This window comes from Acidilobus aceticus (assembly GCF_055392325.1).
Genome location: NZ_AP042407.1, coordinates 36,848 through 57,120 on the forward strand (window position 1 = coordinate 36,848; position 20,273 = coordinate 57,120).

Annotated in this window: 14 protein-coding genes, 1 tRNA gene and 1 other RNA gene; 9 read left to right on the forward strand and 7 right to left on the reverse strand. The window is 61.1% G+C overall.

What is annotated here, in order from left to right; all coding sequences use genetic code 11:
- The first annotated feature begins 77 nt into the window (after positions 1–77).
- Positions 78–3,584, forward strand: coding sequence for a S53 family peptidase (locus ACZ5OO_RS00190; protein ID WP_464078235.1), 3,507 nt, complete (start codon positions 78–80; stop codon positions 3,582–3,584).
- On the opposite strand, the gene ACZ5OO_RS00195 is transcribed toward ACZ5OO_RS00190, so the two are convergent.
- The 3 genes from ACZ5OO_RS00195 to ACZ5OO_RS00205 all read right to left on the reverse strand — a co-directional run bounded on the left by ACZ5OO_RS00195 (position 3,568) and on the right by ACZ5OO_RS00205 (position 7,867).
- The gene (locus tag ACZ5OO_RS00195) at positions 3,568–4,509 is read right to left on the reverse strand and encodes a hypothetical protein (protein ID WP_464078236.1); all 942 of its coding nucleotides are present in this window, start codon (positions 4,507–4,509) and stop codon (positions 3,568–3,570) included. The two genes, ACZ5OO_RS00190 and ACZ5OO_RS00195, sit on opposite strands and share 17 nt — an antisense overlap.
- A 63-nt stretch (positions 4,510–4,572) precedes the next feature.
- Entirely contained in the window at positions 4,573–7,491 is a 2,919-nt protein-coding gene (ppdK, locus tag ACZ5OO_RS00200; protein WP_464078237.1) for a pyruvate, phosphate dikinase, read from the reverse strand.
- Positions 7,492–7,585: 94 nt separating this feature from the next.
- Positions 7,586–7,867, reverse strand: coding sequence for a MoaD/ThiS family protein (locus ACZ5OO_RS00205; RefSeq protein WP_013266658.1), 282 nt, complete (start codon positions 7,865–7,867; stop codon positions 7,586–7,588).
- Positions 7,868–7,985: 118 nt separating this feature from the next.
- Between ACZ5OO_RS00205 and ACZ5OO_RS00210 the strand changes: the two genes are divergently transcribed.
- Both ACZ5OO_RS00210 and ACZ5OO_RS00215 read left to right on the forward strand, forming a co-directional pair.
- The gene (locus tag ACZ5OO_RS00210; protein WP_464078238.1) at positions 7,986–9,581 is read left to right on the forward strand and encodes an APC family permease; all 1,596 of its coding nucleotides are present in this window, start codon (positions 7,986–7,988) and stop codon (positions 9,579–9,581) included.
- A 49-nt stretch (positions 9,582–9,630) separates the two neighbouring features.
- Complete coding sequence (locus tag ACZ5OO_RS00215) at positions 9,631–11,130, forward strand: carboxypeptidase M32 (RefSeq protein ID WP_464078239.1); 1,500 nt, start codon at positions 9,631–9,633, stop codon at positions 11,128–11,130.
- Between the two features lie 60 nt (positions 11,131–11,190).
- Here the strand turns inward: ACZ5OO_RS00215 and ACZ5OO_RS00220 are convergent, their stop codons facing one another.
- A complete protein-coding gene (locus ACZ5OO_RS00220; RefSeq protein WP_013266661.1) occupies positions 11,191–12,759 on the reverse strand; it encodes an aldehyde dehydrogenase family protein in 1,569 nt (522 codons plus the stop codon).
- A 197-nt stretch (positions 12,760–12,956) separates the two neighbouring features.
- Between ACZ5OO_RS00220 and ffs the strand changes: the two genes are divergently transcribed.
- The 3 genes from ffs (at position 12,957) to ACZ5OO_RS00235 (ending at position 14,575) form a co-directional block, all read left to right on the forward strand.
- Positions 12,957–13,266: signal recognition particle sRNA (gene ffs, locus ACZ5OO_RS00225), an RNA gene on the forward strand.
- Positions 13,267–13,280: 14 nt separating this feature from the next.
- The gene (locus ACZ5OO_RS00230; protein ID WP_013266662.1) at positions 13,281–13,901 is read left to right on the forward strand and encodes a DUF973 family protein; all 621 of its coding nucleotides are present in this window, start codon (positions 13,281–13,283) and stop codon (positions 13,899–13,901) included.
- A gap of 86 nt (positions 13,902–13,987) precedes the next feature.
- Complete coding sequence (locus ACZ5OO_RS00235; RefSeq protein WP_464078240.1) at positions 13,988–14,575, forward strand: DUF973 family protein; 588 nt, start codon at positions 13,988–13,990, stop codon at positions 14,573–14,575.
- Here the strand turns inward: ACZ5OO_RS00235 and ACZ5OO_RS00240 are convergent.
- Positions 14,565–15,068: an SPASM domain-containing protein gene (locus ACZ5OO_RS00240; protein ID WP_464078241.1), complete on the reverse strand. Its 504-nt coding sequence runs from the start codon at positions 15,066–15,068 to the stop codon at positions 14,565–14,567. The two genes, ACZ5OO_RS00235 and ACZ5OO_RS00240, sit on opposite strands and share 11 nt — an antisense overlap.
- Positions 15,069–15,333: 265 nt before the next feature.
- Between ACZ5OO_RS00240 and glmM the strand changes: the two genes are divergently transcribed.
- Positions 15,334–16,722, forward strand: a complete 1,389-nt coding sequence (gene glmM, locus ACZ5OO_RS00245) for a phosphoglucosamine mutase (RefSeq protein WP_464078242.1) — start codon at positions 15,334–15,336, stop codon at positions 16,720–16,722.
- Positions 16,719–17,105 (forward strand): Trm112 family protein, encoded by a 387-nt coding sequence (locus tag ACZ5OO_RS00250; protein ID WP_464078243.1) that lies wholly within the window; start codon positions 16,719–16,721, stop codon positions 17,103–17,105. Before glmM ends, ACZ5OO_RS00250 begins: the two co-directional genes overlap by 4 nt.
- On the opposite strand, the gene ACZ5OO_RS00255 is transcribed toward ACZ5OO_RS00250, so the two are convergent.
- Complete coding sequence (locus tag ACZ5OO_RS00255; RefSeq protein WP_013266667.1) at positions 17,074–18,327, reverse strand: Cdc6/Cdc18 family protein; 1,254 nt, start codon at positions 18,325–18,327, stop codon at positions 17,074–17,076. The genes ACZ5OO_RS00250 and ACZ5OO_RS00255 overlap by 32 nt on opposite strands.
- Positions 18,328–18,558: 231 nt before the next feature.
- A tRNA-Ala gene (locus tag ACZ5OO_RS00260) sits at positions 18,559–18,634 on the reverse strand.
- Between the two features lie 225 nt (positions 18,635–18,859).
- Between ACZ5OO_RS00260 and ACZ5OO_RS00265 the strand changes: the two genes are divergently transcribed.
- A complete protein-coding gene (locus tag ACZ5OO_RS00265) occupies positions 18,860–20,266 on the forward strand; it encodes a YeeE/YedE thiosulfate transporter family protein (protein ID WP_202965437.1) in 1,407 nt (468 codons plus the stop codon).
- The last annotated feature ends 7 nt before the right edge of the window (positions 20,267–20,273 follow it).

A 20,273-nucleotide genomic window follows, 5' to 3' on the forward strand; every position in this document is an offset into this window, starting at 1 on the left:
CTGCCGCGGCCCTTCCTGTAAGCTACGTTAAGGCCGTCGCTGGGCCCGCCAGCCCTAACAGTATAGTATTTAGCTACATGGGAGGCCTGAGGGGCTTCAAGTACGTGGGACCCCTTCCAAGTAATGTCAACGTAGTTGGCGTCCTCTACGTGCCTCTGAGGGACGTGCCCCTCATATTCTACTACGCCCAGGCCGTCAGCGACCCCGGCTCGCCGCTCTACCACAAGTTCCTGACGCCATCCCAGGCGGCAAGCATGTTCTACCCTGAGGCCGAGGTGTCCAAGGCCATAAGCTACCTCAGGTCCCACGGCCTGAGGGTGATAGCGGTCGCAGGGTCAATGATAGCCTTCAGCGGCCCGGCCTCAGCCGTTGAGGGTGCCCTCGGCGTCTCAATAGGGGTCTTCAGCAACGGCACCTCCAGCTACTACGCCGTGACCGGGTACAGGGGCAAGTTGCCGTGGCCTGTGCCCTACATATCTAATATCACAGGAATAGTGCTGGGCACCCCTAAGTTCCTGGTAACTGAGCAGGACCTGATCAGGCTTAGGTCCCTCTATGAAGTTAACGTCTCATACCCCGAGGAGGTGTACCCCATGACTTCGCTTGCCGAGGCCTACAACGCGACGTACCTCTACTCGCTCGGCGACGAGGGTCAGGGGGTCAACGTCGGAATTATAGACTTCTACGGTAACCCGACGCTGCTCCAGGACGTAGCTTACTACGACTCCCTCGTCGGCCTCCCGCCGGCGAACATAACGGTCGTGCCCATAGGCCCATATAACCCTAACCTGGGCGTGCTGACGGGCTGGGACGTGGAGATAGACCTGGACGTGGAGGCAGTGCATTCCATTGCGCCGAGGGCCCACATATACCTGTACGTGGCGGGCGGCGCCCTTCCGCTGTCCACTATAATAGCCTACATAGACCAGCACGACAACGTCTCAATAGTGAGCCAGAGCTTCGGCATACCGGAGTCCGCGTTCTCCTACTATGGCTTCAGCTTCTACTACTACAACGTCTACCTGAGCGACGTCTACTACGCCCTCGGCGCGGCGGAGGGCATAACATTCCTGGCCGCAAGCGGCGACGGCGGGGGCATGGGCTACAGCGCTGGGCCCGTCGGCGACGTCAACTACCCTGCCTCCTCGCCCTGGGTGCTGGCCGTGGGGGGCACGACAACTTATATAAGCGGGAACTCAAGCGTCCAGACAGCGTGGTCCTCGGCCGGCTTCGTGCCGTACATGCAGAACGTGGGCGGCTCCACGGGCGGCTACAGCGCCTATGAGCCCATGCCGTGGTGGCAGGAGGGGGTGGCGCCGAGGCCTCCCGATGGCTTCCCGCACGGCAGGGCCGTGCCCGACGTCTCGGCCAACGCAAACATATTCCCAGGGGCCATTATGGTCGCTGAGGACAACGAGACGGTCCTGGCCGGCGGCACGAGCGAGGCGGTCCAGCTTGTGGCCGGCCTCCTGGCCCTGGTCGAGGGCTACGTTGGCCACGGGCTCGGCCTCATAGCGCCCACGCTCTACAGCCTGTACTCTAACTCGTCCACGAGGAGCGCGTTCATACCCATGACATTTGGCTATAACATACCCTGGGCCGCGTCCAACGGCTACAACCTAGTCACGGGGCTTGGGGCTATAAACGCCGGCAACCTGGCCCGCTACCTCTCAATGGTCCATGAGAGGGGCCTCTCCATAAAGGTGCTCCTGGGCAACGCGTCCCAGTTCATAGAGCCTGGCTCCACGCTTAACGTGAGCGCGAACATAACCTACGGAGGCTCCGAGGTAGTTAACGGCTCCTTCGTCGCCAGCCTGAAGCTCATGAACGGCGTGGTTGCTGAGGAACCCATGTACTTTAACTCCACCAGGGGGCTCTGGGAGGCGTTCCTTCACGTGCCCCTGAACTCCTCAGGCCCCGCCTTAATCGAGGTAAGCGGCAGCTACAAAGGCTCCCGGGCCTCATACGCGGTCGAGGCCTTCGTGGGCTACTTCGGCGCCATGTCCCTCCCGACCCCCATGTACCCGTACATGCCGTACCTCGGGGTGCCGCTGGCCGCCTTCGCCACCTCGCCCACGGGGGCCCCGGGCAACGTCAGCATGGAGGTGGAGGTCCTCAGGTACAACCCGCTCAACAACACCTACACCGAGGTTTACTCGCAGCCCATAACGCTGGGGACCTCGAGCATAAACTTCACCGCCCCGCCGGGCTACTATATAATCAGGCTGTCAGGCCAGGCCTACGGCCTGACGCCCATATACATGGGCGACCTCATGCAGCTCTTCCTCCTGTTCCCCCAGGTCCTCTCCATGCCAGGCGCCGTGCCCGAGGGAGGCTATGTAATAGTTGAAGGGATCCCGGTGCCGCCCATAGAGACCACGGCCCTGGTGTCGTCCCAGACGGGGCTTGACCTCTTCGACGCAATACTCTACGGCTCCAACGTCACGGCCAGCCTGGTGAGCCCGGCGGGCTACAACACCGCTTCCTCGCAGGTTCCCCTGACGGGCTCCGGCCTCTACTATGGCCTCCTCCGGGTGCCCAGGCAGGCCCAGCCGGGCCTCTACTGGGTGCTGCTCAACGCCTCCTACAACTCCACCACGCTGGGCGGCCTCGTGGAGGGCTACGGGGTCGACATGATATACGTGGGGCAGCCCCTGAGCGCTGAGGTGGCAGTGCTGCCGCCAATAGTTGAGGGCGGCGGGAGGGTCACCATAGAGGCCAGGATCACGTACCAGAACGGGACCCCGGTCAGGTACGGCCTCTTCTCAGCCACCATAGTCCCGGCCAGCCTCAGGCAGCTCTACGAGAACGCGAGCCAGCAGGTGGAGGTGCCCCTTTACTACAACTCGACCCTTGGCCTCTGGGTGGGCCAGGCTTACCTCCCCGGGCCGAGCTCCATAGGCAACGTGAGCCCCTTCGAGGTGGGCAAGGGGGAGGAGTGGTACATAGTGGTCACCGGGGTCAGCCCCTTCGGCAACGTGCTGACGTACTCGCAGGCATCAGTGATAGAGGGCAGGGTGGCCTACTACGCCAACGAGGCCCTGACGCCCCCCTTCGAGGCCAGCGGCGCCATGTTTAACAACGTCACCATAGAGGGCTACAGGGGCAACATAACCTGGAGCTACTTCGAGGGCGTGAACTACATACGCAACAGCACGCTCGGCCTTGAGTTTGACGACGCTGAGGGCGAGCTCATAATATATGACAGCGTCGTCACCATGAACTACGTGAGCGCCAGCGAGGTGGTTCTCATCAACAGCAGGCTCTACCTCAGGTACTCCAGCGTGGGCAGGCTTGTGCTGGGGCCGGGCTCGAACTACACCTCGAGCTACTCAACCATAGGCTCCGTCGGGGGCCAGTACCAGATAGCGAGGATAACCGGCTGGACCCCGCAGCGCTCCATAGCGATCCCCTCCTCGAGGCCCTACATAGCCCCTGTGCAGCAGGCCCACGCCGTCCAGCCCCAGAGGGAGAGGGCCACAGCGTCGGCGGGCTACAGGAACCTCGCCGTGGCCGCGGCCCTGGGGGCCGCGCTGCTGGTTGCCGTGCTCCTGCTCATGAGGCGCCCTAGCCGGTCACGTTGAAGTAAAGCTGGTTGAACAGGCCCGAGTAGTAGAAGCTCCCTGTGCTTACATTATAATAATATAGCAGTAGCAGCAGCTTGTACTGCCCCGGCCTCGCGGGGGCCCTCAGTACTATGGGCGCCGTGGCGTTGTGGCCCGAGGGTATAACCATGTATAGGTCGTAGCCGCTTATGGACTCGTTAAGCGACGAGGGCCCCGGGGGCAGGGAGGCGTTGAGCACGCCGACCCTGACCTGGTAGAGCATTATGTCGTTCATCTCGTTCTTTATGAGCACGTAGAGCGTCACGTTGGAGTTGGGCAGTAGCTCCTGGGGGTAGTCGCCTATCTCCAGGTTGCTGTTGAGGAGGGCTATGACGCTGAAGGGGCCGGGCCTCCAGTACAGCTGGGCCAGGGTGGCCCCTGACAGGCCTATGGCGAGCACTATGAAGAGCCCGGCCACGTAGAGCGGGAACCTCTCGGGGCCCGCCTCACTGGGCCTGGCCTCCCTCCTGGGGCCCTCCCTGAGGACCACCTTGTAGTTCCTGTGCGCGTACATCCAGAGCCTCCAGGTTAGCCTCCTGCCGTACCTGACTGAGGCGAAGGCGCCAAGCGAGAGGGCTACAACTGAGGCTATGACGGAGCCCATGAGCGTCCAGAAGTCCGACCTGGCCCTCGCGAGGATCAGCGGGCCCTGCGACTCGAGGGCCCTGGCCCTCGATGCCAGCGAGCTGCACGCCGTGCTGTTCGCGTAAGAGGCGTTTATCATGAGCTCGTTTAGCTCGCTGTCATAGCTCAGGTTCACGAAGAGGTAGCTGTGGTAGGCCCTCTCCGCATAAGCGAAGGCCGCCTCGCCGCCAGATATGGCGGGCCCGCACTCCGCCATGGCTGGCGCTATTGCCATGAGCGCCACTAGCAGCAGGACTGCTGCCGCAGCTGGGGCCCTCAACCTGCCTCCCGCCCCGACCAGGAGGGGCATGTTATAAAAATGAAATTGATAAAGGGGGAGTGATCACTCGCCTACAGCTCCCTTGATGCCCAGCTTCTCCTTTACCGCGGCCTGCGCGGCGGCCAGCCTGGCGACGGGCACCCTGAACGGCGAGGCGCTCACGTAGTCAACTCCGGCCCCGTGGAAGAAGTTAATTGAGGCCGGGTCGCCGCCGTGCTCGCCGCAGACGCCAACCTCTAGCTTGGGGTTGGCCTCCTTGCCCTCCTTGGTGGCTATCTCCACGAGCCTCCCGACTCCCTTAACGTCAACCGTGTCGAACGGGTCGTTGGCCAGTATGCCCTTCTCGAGGTACTGGTTCATGAACTTGTTCTCAACGTCGTCCCTGCTGAAGCTGAAGGTGGCCTGGGTCAGGTCGTTGGTTCCAAAGCTGAAGAAGTCAACCTCCTTAGCTATCTCGCTGGCGGTCAGGGCGGCCCTCACGGTCTCTATCATGGTGCCTATCTTCACGTTGAGCTTGACGCCGTACTCCTTCTCAACGTCGCTGAGCGCTGGCAGTATGGCGTTGTTCTTGACGAACCTTATCTCGTTCACGTCGGACACCTGCGGCACCATTATCTCAAGCACGGGGCGCTTGCCCTCCTTTATGAGCTCCGCGGCCGCCTCAGCCATCGCCCTGGTCAGGTAGTAGTAGATCACCGGGTAGGTTACTCCCACCCTGACTCCCCTGTGTCCCATCATTGGGTTGGCCTCCTGCAGCACCTTGACCCTGTTGTAGAGGCCCTGGAGCTCAGCAATCTTCTGGTCAAGCTCCTTAACCTTGGCGGCGTCGCCGGAGGCCTGGGCCCTCTCCCTCTGCTCCCTGAGGTCGTAGATCTGCGCCAGCAGCTCCTCGCTTGAGGGCAGGAACTCGTGGAGCGGCGGGTCTATGAGCCTTATGACCACGGGCTTGCCGTCCATTATGTCCAGCATCTCCTTGAAGTCTGGCTTTATCATGTCGGCGAGCTCCTTCATGTGGGCCTCCCTCTCCTTGTCGTCAGCTGCCAGTATGACCCTCCTCAGGGCCTCCAGCCTCTCCGGCTTCCTGAACATCCTCTCTATCCTCAGCAGCCCTATGCCCTCGGCGCCGAACTTCTTGGCCATCATGGCGTCCTCTGGCACGTCCGCGTTGGCCCTGACGCCCAGCCTCCTCTCCTCGTCGGCCCACTTCAGCAGCTCGTCGAGCCACCCCCCGAGCTCTGGGGTCACGGTTGGCAGCTCGCCGAGGTAGACGGAGCCGCTGTTGCCGTCTATGGTTACCCAGTCGCCCTCCTTCACTGTGACGCCGTTCACCGTGAAAGTCTTGGAGTCGTAGTCTATCTTTATGGCCTCTGCGCCGACGACGGCCGGCTTGCCTATGGCCCTGGCCACTATGGCCGCGTGCGAGGTCATACCTCCCCTTGAGGTCAGCACGCCCTGGGCGGCGTAGAAGCCGTGGACGTCGTCTGGCTTGGTCTCAACCCTGACCAGTATGACCTTCTTGCCCTGCTTGGCCCACTCGACGGCGTCGTCAGGGTTGAAGACCACCTGGCCGCTGGCGGCCCCGGGCGAGGCCGGCAGTCCCTTGGCTATAGGCGTGGCCTTAACCTTGGGGTCTATGGTCGGGTAGAGCAGCCTCCTCACCTGCTCTGGGTCAACCTTGAGCAGCGCCTCCTCCTTCGTCAGCAGCCCCTCCTTCACCATCTCGACCGCGCTCCTGACCCTGGCCAGCGGGGTCATCTTTGCGGGCCTGTTCTGCAGGAAGTACAGCTTACCCCTCTCCACCGTGAACTCTATGTCCATGACGTCCTTGTTCACCTGCTCGAGCTTCTTGCCCGCCTCTATGAGCTGGTTGTAGACCTCCGGCATCCTCTTCTTGAGCTCGTCGAGGCCCAGCGGGGTTCTTATGCCTGCCACGACGTCCTCGCCCTGGGCGTTGGGCAGGAACTCGCCGTACGGCCTGTCCTCGCCCGTGGACTGGTCCCTGGTGAAGTAGACTCCCGTGCCCGAGTCCCAGCCCATGTTGCCGAAGACCATCGTTACTACGTTCACGGCCGTGCAGTCCGCCATGTCAGGGGTTATGTTGTTCGCTATCCTGTAGAATATTGCCCTCGGGTTCATCCAGGACCTGAACACCGCCCTTATGGCAAGCTCGAGCTGCACATACGGGTCCTGCGGGAACTCGCCCCACATCTTCCTTACTAGGTCCTTGTACTCGCCCACCAGCTCCTTTATGAGCTCCAGCGAGCGGGCCCACAGCCTGGGCGCTATGTCCTTCGGCGGCTGGGCGTCCAGCCTTGGAGTGTACTCAGGGTAGAGCTTCCTTATGGCGTCAAGCTCGTCCTTGTACGTGGTCTCCGCCTCCCTGGCGAACTGCTCGCTCTTCCTGTCGAAGGCGTCGTTGAACGGCTTCTCGTCCAGGGCCAGCACAATCCTGGCGAACATCTGTATGAACCTCCTGTAGGCGTCGTATGCGAACCACTCGTTGTTCGTTGCCTTTGCCAGGGCCTGGACGCTGTTGTCGTTAAGTCCCAGGTTGAGGACAGTGTCCATCATGCCTGGCATTGACAGCGCCGCGCCCGACCTAACTGAGACCAGGAGCGGTATGCCATCTGCTGCGCCGAACTTCTTGCCAGTCCTCCTCTCCAGCTCCTGCATGTGCTCCCTGACGTCCTCCATTAGGCCGGCGGGCAGGTCGCACTGGTCTATCAGGGCCCATATCTTCTTTATTATCTCATCCCTCACCGCGGGCGGCGGGTTGCCCCTGAGCTGCCTCTCAAGCTCGTCCATCTCCGCCTTCCTGGAGGAGTAGAACTTGCGGCAGGCCTCGGTGGTTATTATGAACCCCGGCGGCACGGGAAGGCCTATCTGGGTCATCTGGGCGAGAGAGGCGCCCTTGCCGCCAAGGAGCTTCTTGTCCCTCCAGTCGGCCTCCTCAAACCATAGGACCAGCCCTGTCCTTGCCAACTTATCCCACTTCCCATGCTGCGCTGTATAAAGCTTCTTATAAAAGCTTAGCTTTCATTTAGTTTAATATAAAGTTTCTGAAAAATAAACGCGGCTAAACTGTACGCCCACGCAGGCCCCCGAGGACCGGGGGCAGGAGCGAGACGAAGTCGCCCTCGGACAGCCTCAGGCTGCTCACCTCGGAGGGCTTGACCGACCTGCCGTTGACCAGGAGGAGAAGCCTGTTGCCCAGGGCCTCCAGGAGCCTCCTGCCGTGGGCCCTCTCAATATATGCCAGCAGGTCCGACAGCGTCGAGCCCTCCTGGAGCTCCACGGTCTCCCTGCTGACCCCTGCCATGGAGGCCAGCTCGCCGCCATACATAACGTTGACCTTCAACCCGCAGCCCCGCCGTCCCTGGGCCCCAAGGGATAAGGGCTTTAGCCAGTACACTCCTTGTGCACACGGATTTTAAAATACAAAGGTTTTTATGCACAAGTTGTGAGCTCCAGAGGCCGTGAGGAGCTCGAGCTTAGCTCAGGGCAAGGAAAAGCCCCGCGCAGCCAGGGCAGTCCCAAGGCTTAGGAGGGGGGTCGTGGGAACCCTTGAGGCCGTAGCCCAGGAGATAGCTGCCATGGCGCCCGCGTGCGACACCGTGGCGTTCATAACGTCCGCGGCGGCGTTCGCCTTCGTCCTGACGCCCCTGGCCTTCCTCCTGGCCACGCTGACAATGTTCATAGAGGTCAACACGCTCTACCACCTCTCGAGGAGGCACGCCAGCGCAGGGGGCTACTACGGCTACGTCGCCACAGCCTTCGGGCCCTTCCCAGCCATAGTGACTGGGCTCATGTACCCGGTCTACCAGATAGCCAGCACGGCGGCCATACCAGTTTACGTCGCCGGGGTGGTGCTGCCAGGCGTCGTCCACTACTTCTGGGGCGTCAGCCTCCCTGGGTGGGTGTGGCTGCCGTTCATAGTGGTCTTCATAATGGTCCCCATAGCGCTGGCCGCGGTTGGCATAAGGCCCCAGATGAAGTTCCTCAGGTACGCTGCCCTTACTGAGGTCAGCTTTCTGGCAATCACCTCCCTCATAATAATACTCAGGGCCCCCGACAACACGTGGAAGGTCTTCGACCCCTTCGCCTGGCAGGCGATATACGGGCCCCACTGGAAGGCCTACGGGGGGCCCATGGCCGCCCTGGGGCTGGGCATGATATTTGGGCTCACGAGCTTCATAGGCTACGGGGGCTCCGCCCCGCTGGGCGAGGAGGTGAGGAGGAGCAGGGACATAACCAAGGCCCTTGTGCTCGGGGTGCTCATAGTTGGGGTCGTGCTGACAGAGGTGGCCTACGGCCTCACCGTGGGGTGGGGGACCGACAGGCTGACCTCCTTCGCGAGCAGCGCCATACCTGGCATAATAGTTTACACCGAGTACCTGGGCATAGCTGGCGGCCTCATGCTTGCCCTCTTCGCCTTCAACTCAGCCTTCTCAGACAGCGTCGCCATGCAGTCAAACGCGGGCAGGGTCTACTTCGCCATGGGGAGGGACAGCATACTCCCGAAGTTCTTCTCATACGTGCACCCCAGGTGGGTGACCCCGAGCAAGTCGCTGCTCTTCGTGGGGGTGGCCTCGAGCGCTGCCGCCGTGGCGTCCGCATTCATAGTTGGCTACTACAGCGGCGTCAGCCCGCTGGCCATGCTCGCGCTGCCCGCCACCTCGCAGAGGATAGTCACGGCGCTGGGCAACGCCTTTGACTTCCTCACTACCATAGCCCTAGTGGGCTTCATAACGGCCCACTTCATAAACAACACCGCAGTCATGGTTATGTTCAGGAGGCTCAGGGAGAGGCACTTCGGGCTCAACAAGGTGGTGCACCCGCTCCTCCACTACTTCCTGCCGGCGCTGGCAACGGCCATATTCGCGTTCGTGCTCGTTGAGTCCATATGGCCGCCTCAGTTCCCAGTGACTCAGGCGGTAATTGTGGGCGTCGCGCTGCTGGCGTTCTCAATAGGCTACACCGCGTGGCTCTCGCGCTCCAGGCCTGAGGCCTACAGGAGCGCTGGGGTCACTGTGAACATAGTGGAGGAGGAGAGGCTGGAGTCCAAGGGGTGAAGGTGCTAACCATTTATATCCCGCACCGCTCCTAGAGCTGGGGTCCGCCTTGCCTAAGTTTGAGAATCCTGTCATAAAGGAGCTTATTGAGAAGTACAGGAGGCTGTGGGCCCTGAACCACGCCATGTCACTCATGGGGTGGGACGAGGAGACCTACATGCCGTCTAAGGGCGTCGAGGAGAGGGCTGTGGCCACCGCCGAGCTGAGGGCCCTGTACCAGGAGCTGCTCCTGAGCGACCAGTTCGTCTCCCTAGTCGAGAGGGCCAAGGCCCAGGAGAACCTCAACGACTACGAGAGGGGGGTCGTCAGGGTAGTCGACAGGGAGCTGAGGATAGCCAGGAAGGTGCCCCCGAGCCTGACCTACGAGATGGCCAAGACTTCCTCTGAGGCCTTCATGGCCTGGAGCGAGGCCAAGAGGAGGTCCGACTTCAGCGCGTTCAAGCCGTACCTCCAGAAGCTCATAGACCTGAACAAGCAGATGGCGGAGAAGCTGGGCTACGAGGAGGTGCCCTACGACGCCCTGCTTGACCTGTACGAGGAGGGCCTGAGGACCAGGGACGTGAAGGCCGTCTTTGACGTCCTTGGCCCTGGCCTCAGGGGGCTGCTCGACAAGGTCGTCAGTGACGGCTACTACACCGTGCCCAGCCCCCTGGAGGAGGCCAAGTACCAGGAGGAGGCCATGAGGAGGGTCAACCAGAGGGTCCTGGAGCTACTCAAGTTCCCCCAGGACAGGGCGAGGCTTGACGTGAGCCCACACCCGTTCACGACCAACATGGGGATCAACGACGTCAGGATAACCACCAGGTACGAGGGCTTTGACTTCAAGAGGAGCCTGTTCAGCGTGGTTCACGAGTTCGGCCACGCCACCTACGAGCTCCAGGTCGACCCCGAGCTGGCCATGACCCCCATAGGGTCTGGCGTGAGCCTGGGGGTTCACGAGGGCCAGAGCAGGTTCTGGGAGAACGTCATAGGCAGGAGCAGGGCCTTCGCCTCCCTCATAAAGCCCGTGCTTGACCAGGAGCTCGGGCTGACCAAGGGCATAAGCGAGGACGACCTCTACAGGTACTTCGCCACCGTGAGGCCGAGCCTCATAAGGACGGAGGCCGACGAGGTCACGTATAACCTGCACATACTCCTGAGGTTCGAGCTGGAGCAGCTCATGATAAACGGCGAGGTCAAGGTTGACGAGCTGCCCGAGATGTGGAACGACGAGAGCGAGAAGCTGATAGGCGTGAGGCCAAAGAACGACGCCGAGGGCATACTCCAGGACGTGCACTGGGCCCACGGAACCATAGGCTACTTCCCGACGTACACGCTGGGTAACATAGTGGCCTCCATGATGTACTTCGCGTTCAGCTCGCGCGTGGGGGACATATACAGCTACGTCACCAGGGGCGACTTTGACACAGTAAAGTCGTTCCTGAGGGACCTTGTGCACAAGTACGGGGCAACCTACGCCCCGAAGGAGCTGCTGAGGAGGCAGCTAGGGGAGGAGTACAACGCCCAGAGGCTCCTGGACTACCTGTCATCAAAGTACCTCAAACACTAAAGAGAAGAGAAAAGAGGGAAGAGCTGAAAAGAAACTAAGCTAAAGGGTTCCTTTTTGAGTTCAGTCGTACCAGGTCCGGGCCTGCTCCCTCATGAACGAGAGCAGGTAGTACGGCCCTCCGGCGTTCCTGCCGGTCCAGCCTGAGCCCTTCCAGCCTCCGAAGGGCTGCACGCCTGGCATAGCGCCGGTCGTGGAGCCCACCACCCTGTTGGCGTAGGTGACGCCGGCCTCTATGTTGTCGAAGAAGTACTGGACCTCCTTCGGGTCCTCTGAGAATATCCCAGCGGTCAGGCCGTAGTCCACGTCGTTGGCGTACCTTACCGCCTCCTCCAGGCTGTCCACCTTCATCACTAGCAGTATCGGCACGAAGAGCTCCGTCCTCCAGAGGTCGCTGGTGTACGGCAGGTCCACGACCACTGTGGGCTCGACCAGGTAGCTCTTCTCCTCCTCAATGACGCGGCCTCCCACTAGTATCCTCCCGCCCTCCCTCTTGGCCTGCTCTATGAACCTCCTGTACTTCTCCACCGCGGCCTTGTTTATTATTGGCCCGAGGAACGTCTCCCTCCTCCTCGGGTCGCCTATGACTGCATTCTTGACCCTCTCCACGAGCATCTCCACGAACTTGTCGTAAACTGGGGCCTCAACGAAGACCCTGGCGGTGGCCGAGCACTTCTGGGCCCCGAAGCCGAAGGCTCCCCTGAAGACCCCCTCGACCGCCTTGTTCAGGTCCGCCTTGGCGGTCACTATCGTGGCGTTCTTGCCTCCCAGCTCCAGCACGGCCGGCCTTGGCCTTATGTTTATGAACTGCTTCAGCAGCCTCTGGCCCACCTCCTTGGAGCCCGTGAAGGCGAGGCCGTCCAACTTGTTGTCAGTCTCGAGGTACTTGGCTATCACCTCGTTCTCGACGGTTATGTAGTTGACGACCTCCGGCGGGAAGCCTGCCCTCCTCATGGCCTCAACCATCTTGTAGGGCAGGAGCGGCGTGTGGGGCGACGGCTTCACCACTACTGTGTTGCCTGTTATCACCGCGCCGAGGGTCATAGTTGTCGTTATTGCTGCCGGGAAGTTGAAGGGGGCCATTATCAGCCACGCGCCGTAGGGCCTCATAACGGAGTAGGCGTGCTCGTTCCTGTATATGCGGCTCTCCATCTCCCTCACGAAGCCCCTGTTCTCCTCAAGTATGTGGGCGTAGTACGTGAAGTAGTCTATAGTCTCGTCTATCTCTGCGACGCTCTCAAACCTGTTCTTGCCGTTCTCGTAAGTCATGAGCGCCGCCAGCTCGAACTTCTGCCTCCTTATCTCCTCCGCCGCCTTCAGCGACAGCTCGACCCTGTCCCTCCAGTCAACGGAGGACCACTCCTTGAACGCGGCCTTAGCCACGTCAACAGCGCGTGAGACGTCTTCAACGCTCCCTGACTGGAAGACGCCCACCACTATGGAGGTGTCTATGGGGGACCTCTCGACAATCTTCTTCTCCGTCCTGACCTCCTCCTTGCCTATCAGGATCGGGTACTCCCTGCCAAGCTCCTCCTTCACCTTCTCGAGGGCCGCCTCGTAAAGCCTGTGGAACTCCTCCTCCCTGCCCTCGGCCACGTACCTGTTGTATGTGTTCTCGTTCACGAATGGCATGGAGGCTCGCCAAGGAGGGCGGTGGGCCAAGGGGACAATAAGCGGGGTGCCCTTGAAAATATATACATACGGATTAAATATCTTAGATGTGTATTAATACAGTATCAAGACGAAGCGTCCCTCGACCCAGGATAACTTAGGGTTGTCAGTGCAAGCCAGGGGTAGCTTTTAACTTCCCCCAAGGCTTTAGTGTTGGGCGCGCGGGAAGGGCCGGAGGGGCCGCCTCCCTCCCATGGCCCGAGGGCGCCACGCGGGGGCCAGTAACTCCGCCGCGGGCCACAGGGCCAGGCCAAGGCTCCCGCGGTAACTGTGAGCGCCCAGCCCACGGGGTCAACGGTGGCCGAGCGCCCGCCGGAGGACGGGCGTTGACGGCCTCAGCCGGGCTAACCTGGCCAGGCCCGGAAGGGAGCAACCTAGCCCGGCCGTTGACGTTCGTGGTGACTGGGCGTGAGGAGCCGCGGGGTTAAAGCCTGACCTGGTTCCGGGAACGCGGCGGGGGTCCGCGCGCCCGCGGTGAGAGGATGTCGCAGGAGCTCGAGGGCATAAGGAGGCTGAGGTCAGGAGCGCTTTACATGATAATAGTGCCGCTGCTCCTCATGCTTCTGCCGGCGGTGGTCGCCCTGGGCTTTGGCCTAACCGGGTACCCCAGGACCATAGTTGGCCCTGGCATGGTGCACGTCAGGTACGTGAGCTACGGCGGGGCGGCCGCCCTGGGGGCCCTGACGGCGGCCGTGGCCCTGGGCGTCGTATCGCTGGTCCTGATGGTCCTCTCCTTTGTCAACCTCAGGGAGGGCTTCAGCATGCTGGCCCTTGCCGGCAGGGGAGGCCTCACGGGCTCCGCGGGAGTCATAGTGGTCCTTGTCGGGATACTGATAGTCATAGTAGGGGCTCTGCTGAGCCTCATAGGGGGCCTCCTGCTCATAATGGTTGGCCTGGTTATCATCGTGGTTGGGTATATCTTCATAGGCGTGGGCTTCTTTGAGGTCGGCTCCTCCTACAACAACGGCATCCTTGAGGCGGGCGGCATCCTGGTGGCCATACCGCTGCTCATAACCAGCTTCGTAGGCCTCATATTCTGTTACGTGGGCCTGGGCGAGGTGGAGACAAAGCTTGGCACCCAGGCCGCCGGTTCAAAGAGTTAACTGCGCACAAAAAATTTTAAAAGCACTAGTAAAAACGCCTGTTAACACATATATATGGGCTATACCGCTATACATTGGTGTTATGCTTGTCCAACAGCGGCGAGCTTGAGGGAGTTGGGGACCTCAAGAGGGGCCTGATCTACATTTTCATATCAGACCTCCTGAGCAGCGTTTTCTACGTGTCTGGCTTCATAACCCACTCGGCATCGCCAATAGTTGAAGTCGTGTCGTTGCTGATAGGCCTAGTATTAGCCGTGATGGCGCTTATGAACCTCAGGAGAGGCTTCACCACGCTCTCCTCCATGGGCAAGGGAGGGTCCTTAGGGGCCTCCGGCGTGATGCTCATTGTTGTGGGCCTGGCGATAGCGTTACTCGGAATCCTGCTGATGTTCATAGTCCTCCTCGGCGGCGCCGCGGTGGCGATAATGGGCCTGGTAATAGTAATCGTGGGGTTTGTGATGATTGGCGTGGGCTTTTACAGCGTAGGCAGCGCCTACAACAACAGCACCCTGAAGATAGGCGGGATACTCACCGCCCTGTTCTTCGTGCCGTTCCTCCCTCTGGTGGGCCTCATATTAGACTACGTCGGCCTGGGCGAGGTTGAGGGGCAGCTGAGGGCCTCCCAGGCGAGCCAGCCAGGCGCGGCGCCTACAGTGTCGCCCCCTACCCTATGACTATGGGGGCAGTGCAGGGCGTCGGCTCGGCAGCCTCGACAGCCCTGACCAGGTCCTCAGCCCCATTTGAGAGCGGGCATAGGGGGTCCTCGGCGTAGGGGCTGTCATGCCTTATGTAGGTCCTTGCCCTGCAGCCGCCGCAGACTTCCTTGAACCTGCAGGACCCGCAGGCCCCCTGTAGGGAGTCCCTTGACCTCAGGGACCTGAACAGGGGGCTGTTCCATATCCTTGAGGCCGGCTCCCTGGCCGCGTTGCCGGCTGAGACTGACAGGAACGGGCAGGGCCAGACCTCGCCGTCAGGCTTTATGTAGAACATCCCCCTGCCTGCGGCGCAGCCGTAGACGAAGTACCTGGAGACGCCAAGGGGCAGGCCTGACTTGGAGGCAAGGTAAGCGTAGTACCAGGGCACGCCTATGGGAGCTATCACCAGGTTTGACCTGCCCTGGAGCTCCGCTGCCCTCCTGACAACGTAGACGGCCTCCTTCGGCGTCAAGGCCGTAAAACCTGAGGCCCTCCTGCTCCCAGCCCAGCAGGAGGCCTGCAATGAACAGCGAGAGCCCAGGCGTCAGGAACGGCAGCCTGCTGAGCGCCAGGAATCCCTTGATCTTCATGCCCAGGTTCTCCAATGTTTCACCACTTATCAGATAATGTTACCACGTATAAGTGGTTTTCCGTTAAAGCGACTCTCGCGGCCAAGGCGAGCAGCCGCCGGCTGAAGGGTTAATAGCCTGCCCAACTTCACAGCAGCGGGGGAAGCCTTGGCTAAGCTGTTTGGCACTGACGGCGTCAGGGGGGTTGTCGGGGACCTCATGACTCCCACCTTCGCACTGAAGATGGGGCACGCCATAGGCGCCTACTTCGGCCCCGGGTCCAGGGTGCTGCTGGCCAGGGACGCCAGGGCAGCTGGGGACGCCCTGGCCAGGGCGGTTGCCGCGGGGCTCATGGCTGAGGGGGTAAAGGTGTATTACGCCGGCATGGTGCCCACCCCCACAATGCAGTACGGGGTCAAGGCCCTGGGCTTTGACGGGGGCGTCATGATAACAGCCAGCCACAACCCGAGGGAGTACAACGGAATAAAGGTGATTGAGCACGACGGCGTTGAGATACCCCACGAGAGGGAGCCCATAATAGAGGACTACTACTTCAAGGGCCACGAGACCAACCTGCCGTGGAGGTCAATGGTATATGACGTCGCCGACGTGAGCCAGGTGGTCATAGACACGTACGTTAAGGCGGTCGTCTCCCAGGTCGACAGCGACCTTATAGCGAAGAAGGGGTTCAGGGTCCTAGTGGACTGCGCCAACAGCGTCGGCGCCGTCACGACCCCCCTGATACTCAGGGAGCTGGAGGTTAGGGCCATAACTGTGAACTGCAACCTCGACCCCGGCTTCCCGGGGAGGAACCCGGAGCCCAACGAGGAGAACCTTGCCCTCACGCTCAGGTTCGTGAGGGAGGCGGGCGTCAACATGGGTGTTGCCCACGACGGCGACGCCGACAGGGCCATACTGATAGACGAGAGGGGGAGGCTCATATGGGGCGACAGGGCAGGCGCCCTGCTGACTCGCTTCGTTGTTGAGAGCGGCAGGTGGAAGGGCCTGCCCATGAGGACCTACACCGCCGTCTCGAGCAGCCAGCTGGTCGAGGAGTACCTGAGGCCGACGGGCGTTGAGGTCAGGTGGACGCCCGTGGGCAGCGTCACCATAGCGAGGACAATATTAAGCGAGGGAGGGGCCATAAGCGGCTTCGAGGACAACGGCGGCTACATGCACGTGCCACATCACACCGTCAGGGACGGGGGCATGACCACAGCCCTTGCCCTCTACATGCTTGCCCTCGAGGGCAGGAGCCTCGGGGAGCTCTACGACTCGCTGCCCCAGTACTACGCCATAAAGACCAAGGTGGAGGCCACCAGGGAGCAGGCGCTGTGCGGCGTCGAGGCCGTCAAGGAGGCCTTCTCGGGCTACAGGCAGATAACCATAGACGGGGTCAAGGTGATAGGCGACGACTTCTGGGTCCTCGTGAGGCCCAGCGGGACCGAGCCAATAATGAGGATATCGGTGGAGGCCAGGACAAGGGAGAGGGCGGAGGCCATAGTTAAGCAGGTCGAGGACCTGTACCGCTCCAGGTGCGGGGGAGCCGGGAAGTGAGGTACTACTTCTTTGAGCTGCTTGCCTGCCCCGTGTGCAAGAGCCCTGACCTGGTGCTGGTAGAGTTCAGGGTTGACGAGAGCAGGGCCAACGTTGACCCAGCCAAGGTTAGGTGCAGGGAGACCTGCTACCTGCTCAGGAGGCCCGCGGCCCAGGTGCCCCTGGAGACCTGCGCCCAGTGCGTCAACAAGGACGTCATAGAGGGGGTCCTAGTCTGCAGGAGCTGCGGCAGGTGGTACCCAATAATTGACGGCATACCGAGGATGCTGGACGACAAGTTCAGGAAGGTTAAGGAGGACGTGGCCTGGCTCACCTCACACCTTGACAGGGTGCCGGAGGACGTGAGGAAGCTCATGAAGTGGCCCTCCCTCTCTTCCCAGTGAGCCCCTTAGTTGACATTGACTGGACCATTGAGCCCACCGTGGGGTCCTCCGAGAGGGAGCCTATCACCGTGTCAGGGCTGACGGCCAGCTCAACTACCCTTGTCTTGCCGTACCTGCCCCTGCTTATCACCCTGCTGCTTATTATGCCCAGCATGTCGAGCTCCCCGAGGACGCCGCTCACCCTCCTCAGGGTCACCTCCTCGAGGCCTAAGGAGGAGGCCAGCTGCCTGTAGGCGTCGTATATCTCTCCCGTGGTAGCCCTCCCCTCCGGCGACGTCAACGAGGCCTTGAGTATCGCCGCCAGTATCAGCTTGCTGTGCAGGGGCAGGGTCCTTATGACGTCGCTGGCCTTGTCCCTCTCTATCTCCTGCCTGGCCCTGTAGACGTGGTCCTCGCTCACCCTGTCAGCCCCCTCCCTCTCAGCTATCTCCCCCGCCACCCTGAGCATGTCCAGGGCCCTCCTGGCGTCGCCGTGCTCCCTGGCCGCCAGGGCGGCCACAAGCGGTATGACTCCCTCCTCCAGCGCGCCCTCGTTGAACGCCATGGAGGCCCTCCTGGAGAGTATGTCCTTCAGCTGCTCAGCGTTGTAGGGCGAGAATACCAGCTGCTCCTCGCCCAGGCTGCTCTTGACCCTGGGGTCCAGGGAGTCCACGAGCTTCACGCTGTTAGTTATGCCTATCAGCGACACCTTGGCCCTGGGCAGGTGCTCGTTTATCCTGGTCAGGTCGTACAGGACATCGTCCCCCTTCCTGACCAGGAAGTCTATCTCATCGAGCACAACTATGTAGACGCCCTCAAGCTTTGAGAGCCTCTTGACTATCCTTGAGAACAGCTCCCCTATGGAGAGCCCCGTGAAGGGCACCCTGAGGCCCAGCTGCTCCCCCATGTCGGCGAGCACCTTGTACGGGGTCTCCCTCTGCCTCACGTTGACGTATATCCACGACACGCTGGAGCCCCTGGCCTTGGCAAGCTCCTCAAGCCTCCTCAGCACGTACTTCGTCACCGCCGTCTTCCCGGTGCCCGTGAGGCCGTAGATGAACGCGTTGCTGGGCCTCTCGCCCCTGAGGGCCGGGGCCACCACCTCGGCAAGCCTCTTTATCTCAGCCTCCCTGTGCGGCAGCTCTAGGGGCACGTAGTCGGGGAGCAGCACCTCCCTGTTCTTGAACACCCTGCTCCTGGCGGCGGCCTCGAATATGTTGTCTATCTCGTCCAAGGGAAACACCGGCTCCAGAGGAAGCCTTGCAGCTAGGCGGTGAGCAGAGGTAGGGCACAGTAACACTGGGGCTGGTGACCTAAGGGGCCCAGGGCCCTCCGCGCGGCTGGCAGGCCCATGGGCTTAACTGATGTCCTGGCTGTAGCCATGAAGCAGCAGGCCCCGCGGGCCTGCCAAGGCTTCTGCGGCAGGCCTCTATGAGGCCTTAGCGATTGGCCGCGAAGGCATAATTAGGGGCCCTGGTGGACCGGCCGGGACTTGAACCCGGGACCTCTCGGATGCCAACCGAGCGCTCTTCCAGCTGAGCTACCGGCCCACAGGGCCATTAACAATACTTTAGGGAAGCATTAAAAAGCTTACAGCTGGAGCCGCAGGAAAATTTAGAAAAATGGAACATTAATTAGAATAATTGAATTTTGAAACTCTTTTTAATAACTTAATTATATAGGCCAAAAATATAACTCTTAAAAATGCATTTAATTAAACAATAAACTTTTATAAGTTTGTTTTACATCTTTTCACCTTTTGTGAGGTGAATACCGTGGCGAATCCAACTGTGCCGCAGGAGGCCGAGGAGAAGAGGGACAGGGAGGCCTACTGGACCATAAGCGGCGTCCTGCTGGCGCTCGCCATAATACTCCTCGGGCTTGGCCTCTACTTCCAGCTTGACCTGCACCACCAGCCTGCCCCGCTGCTCCTCGGCATACTTGCGGGCTTCGTGCTGGCCACCCCGCTGGAGATCTGGAACTGGGGTGACCCTGACATAGTCTGGAGGGTCGTGTCCTTCCAGGACAGGTTCCTAATGGTGTGCTTCGGCTTCGCCATTGGGCTTGGGGCCCTGCTCCTCTACGGCCTCTACCTGATACCTGGCACCGCGCCCCACTTCGGCATCAAGGACTTCTTCGTGCCCGGCATTGTAGTTGGAGGCCTGCTCTTCGGCATAGGGGTTGGCCTCTCAGGGTACTTCCCAGGGCTGATATGGATAAGCCTCGGCCAGGGCAGGAGGGACGCCATATACGCTGTGATAGGCGGCCTGCTCGGCGCCCTCACCTGGTCGCTGATATTCGGCGCCGCCAGGGGCTTCTTCTGGAACACCCTCAACTTCGGCCCAATAACCTGGGCCACTCTGGCTGGCTTCAGCATGTCTGACAGGCTCGGGTACTTTGCCGTTGCAGTGGTGTTCTTCATAATAATGTTCAGCATGTTCATGTTCCTGCCAAGGTACCCAGGGCAGCCTGTGAGGCAGTCCTGCGCCTACCACCTGTCGGGCGCCAGCAAGGAGTCGACCGTCTGGGAGGAGGTCGTAGCTGAGGAGATGAGGAAGTACCCTAAGGCTAACAAGTTCATAACAAGGCTGACCAACGAGAGCAGCATAAGGAACTCGAGGTCCATCATACTGCTGGGCATAGCCTTCACAGTGACGGCCGTGGCCGTTATCTACCTCAGGCAGATCTTCGGCGAGTCCACCACGTTCTCATGGATAGGCGCACAGATAGCATACGCCATCAACCCGAGGTGGGCAGCCGCTAACCCCTACTGGCAGCTCTTCGGAGGCCTCGGCTTCAAGAACGGGGTGCCGTACGACAAGCCCTTCAGCGAGATAGGCTGGGAGCCCTTCAGCGACCTCGGCACCTTCCTGGGAGCGCTGATAAGCTCGCTCTTCGTCACGAGGAGGTTCATGGGCTACAGGAGGCAGGTGCCGACCCTGTGGGCCAGGAGGTTCGGCGACAGCGAGGCCAAGAGGGCCCTCGGCAGCTTCTTCGGCGCCTACCTGGTGCTCTTCGGCGCCAGGATGGCCAACGGCTGCGCCAGCGGGCACATACTGAGCGGCAACACCCAGATGGCCATATCAAGCTTCGTCTTCATGATATTCGTGCTTATAGGCGCCTGGATAACCCTCTACGGCGTGCTCGGCCTGAGGATAAACAAGTGGGGCTTCAGGAAATAAACCTCAG

Bases quoted from the DNA above. Each gene is read 5' to 3' on its own strand.
- ACZ5OO_RS00230 (WP_013266662.1), top strand. From the start codon at position 13,281: ATGTCGCAGGAGCTCGAGGGCATAAGGAGGCTGAGGTCAGGAGCGCTT.
- ACZ5OO_RS00190 (WP_464078235.1), top strand. From the start codon at position 78: ATGGGAGGCCTGAGGGGCTTCAAGTACGTGGGACCCCTTCCAAGTAAT.
- ACZ5OO_RS00220 (WP_013266661.1), bottom strand. From the start codon at position 12,759: ATGCCATTCGTGAACGAGAACACATACAACAGGTACGTGGCCGAGGGC.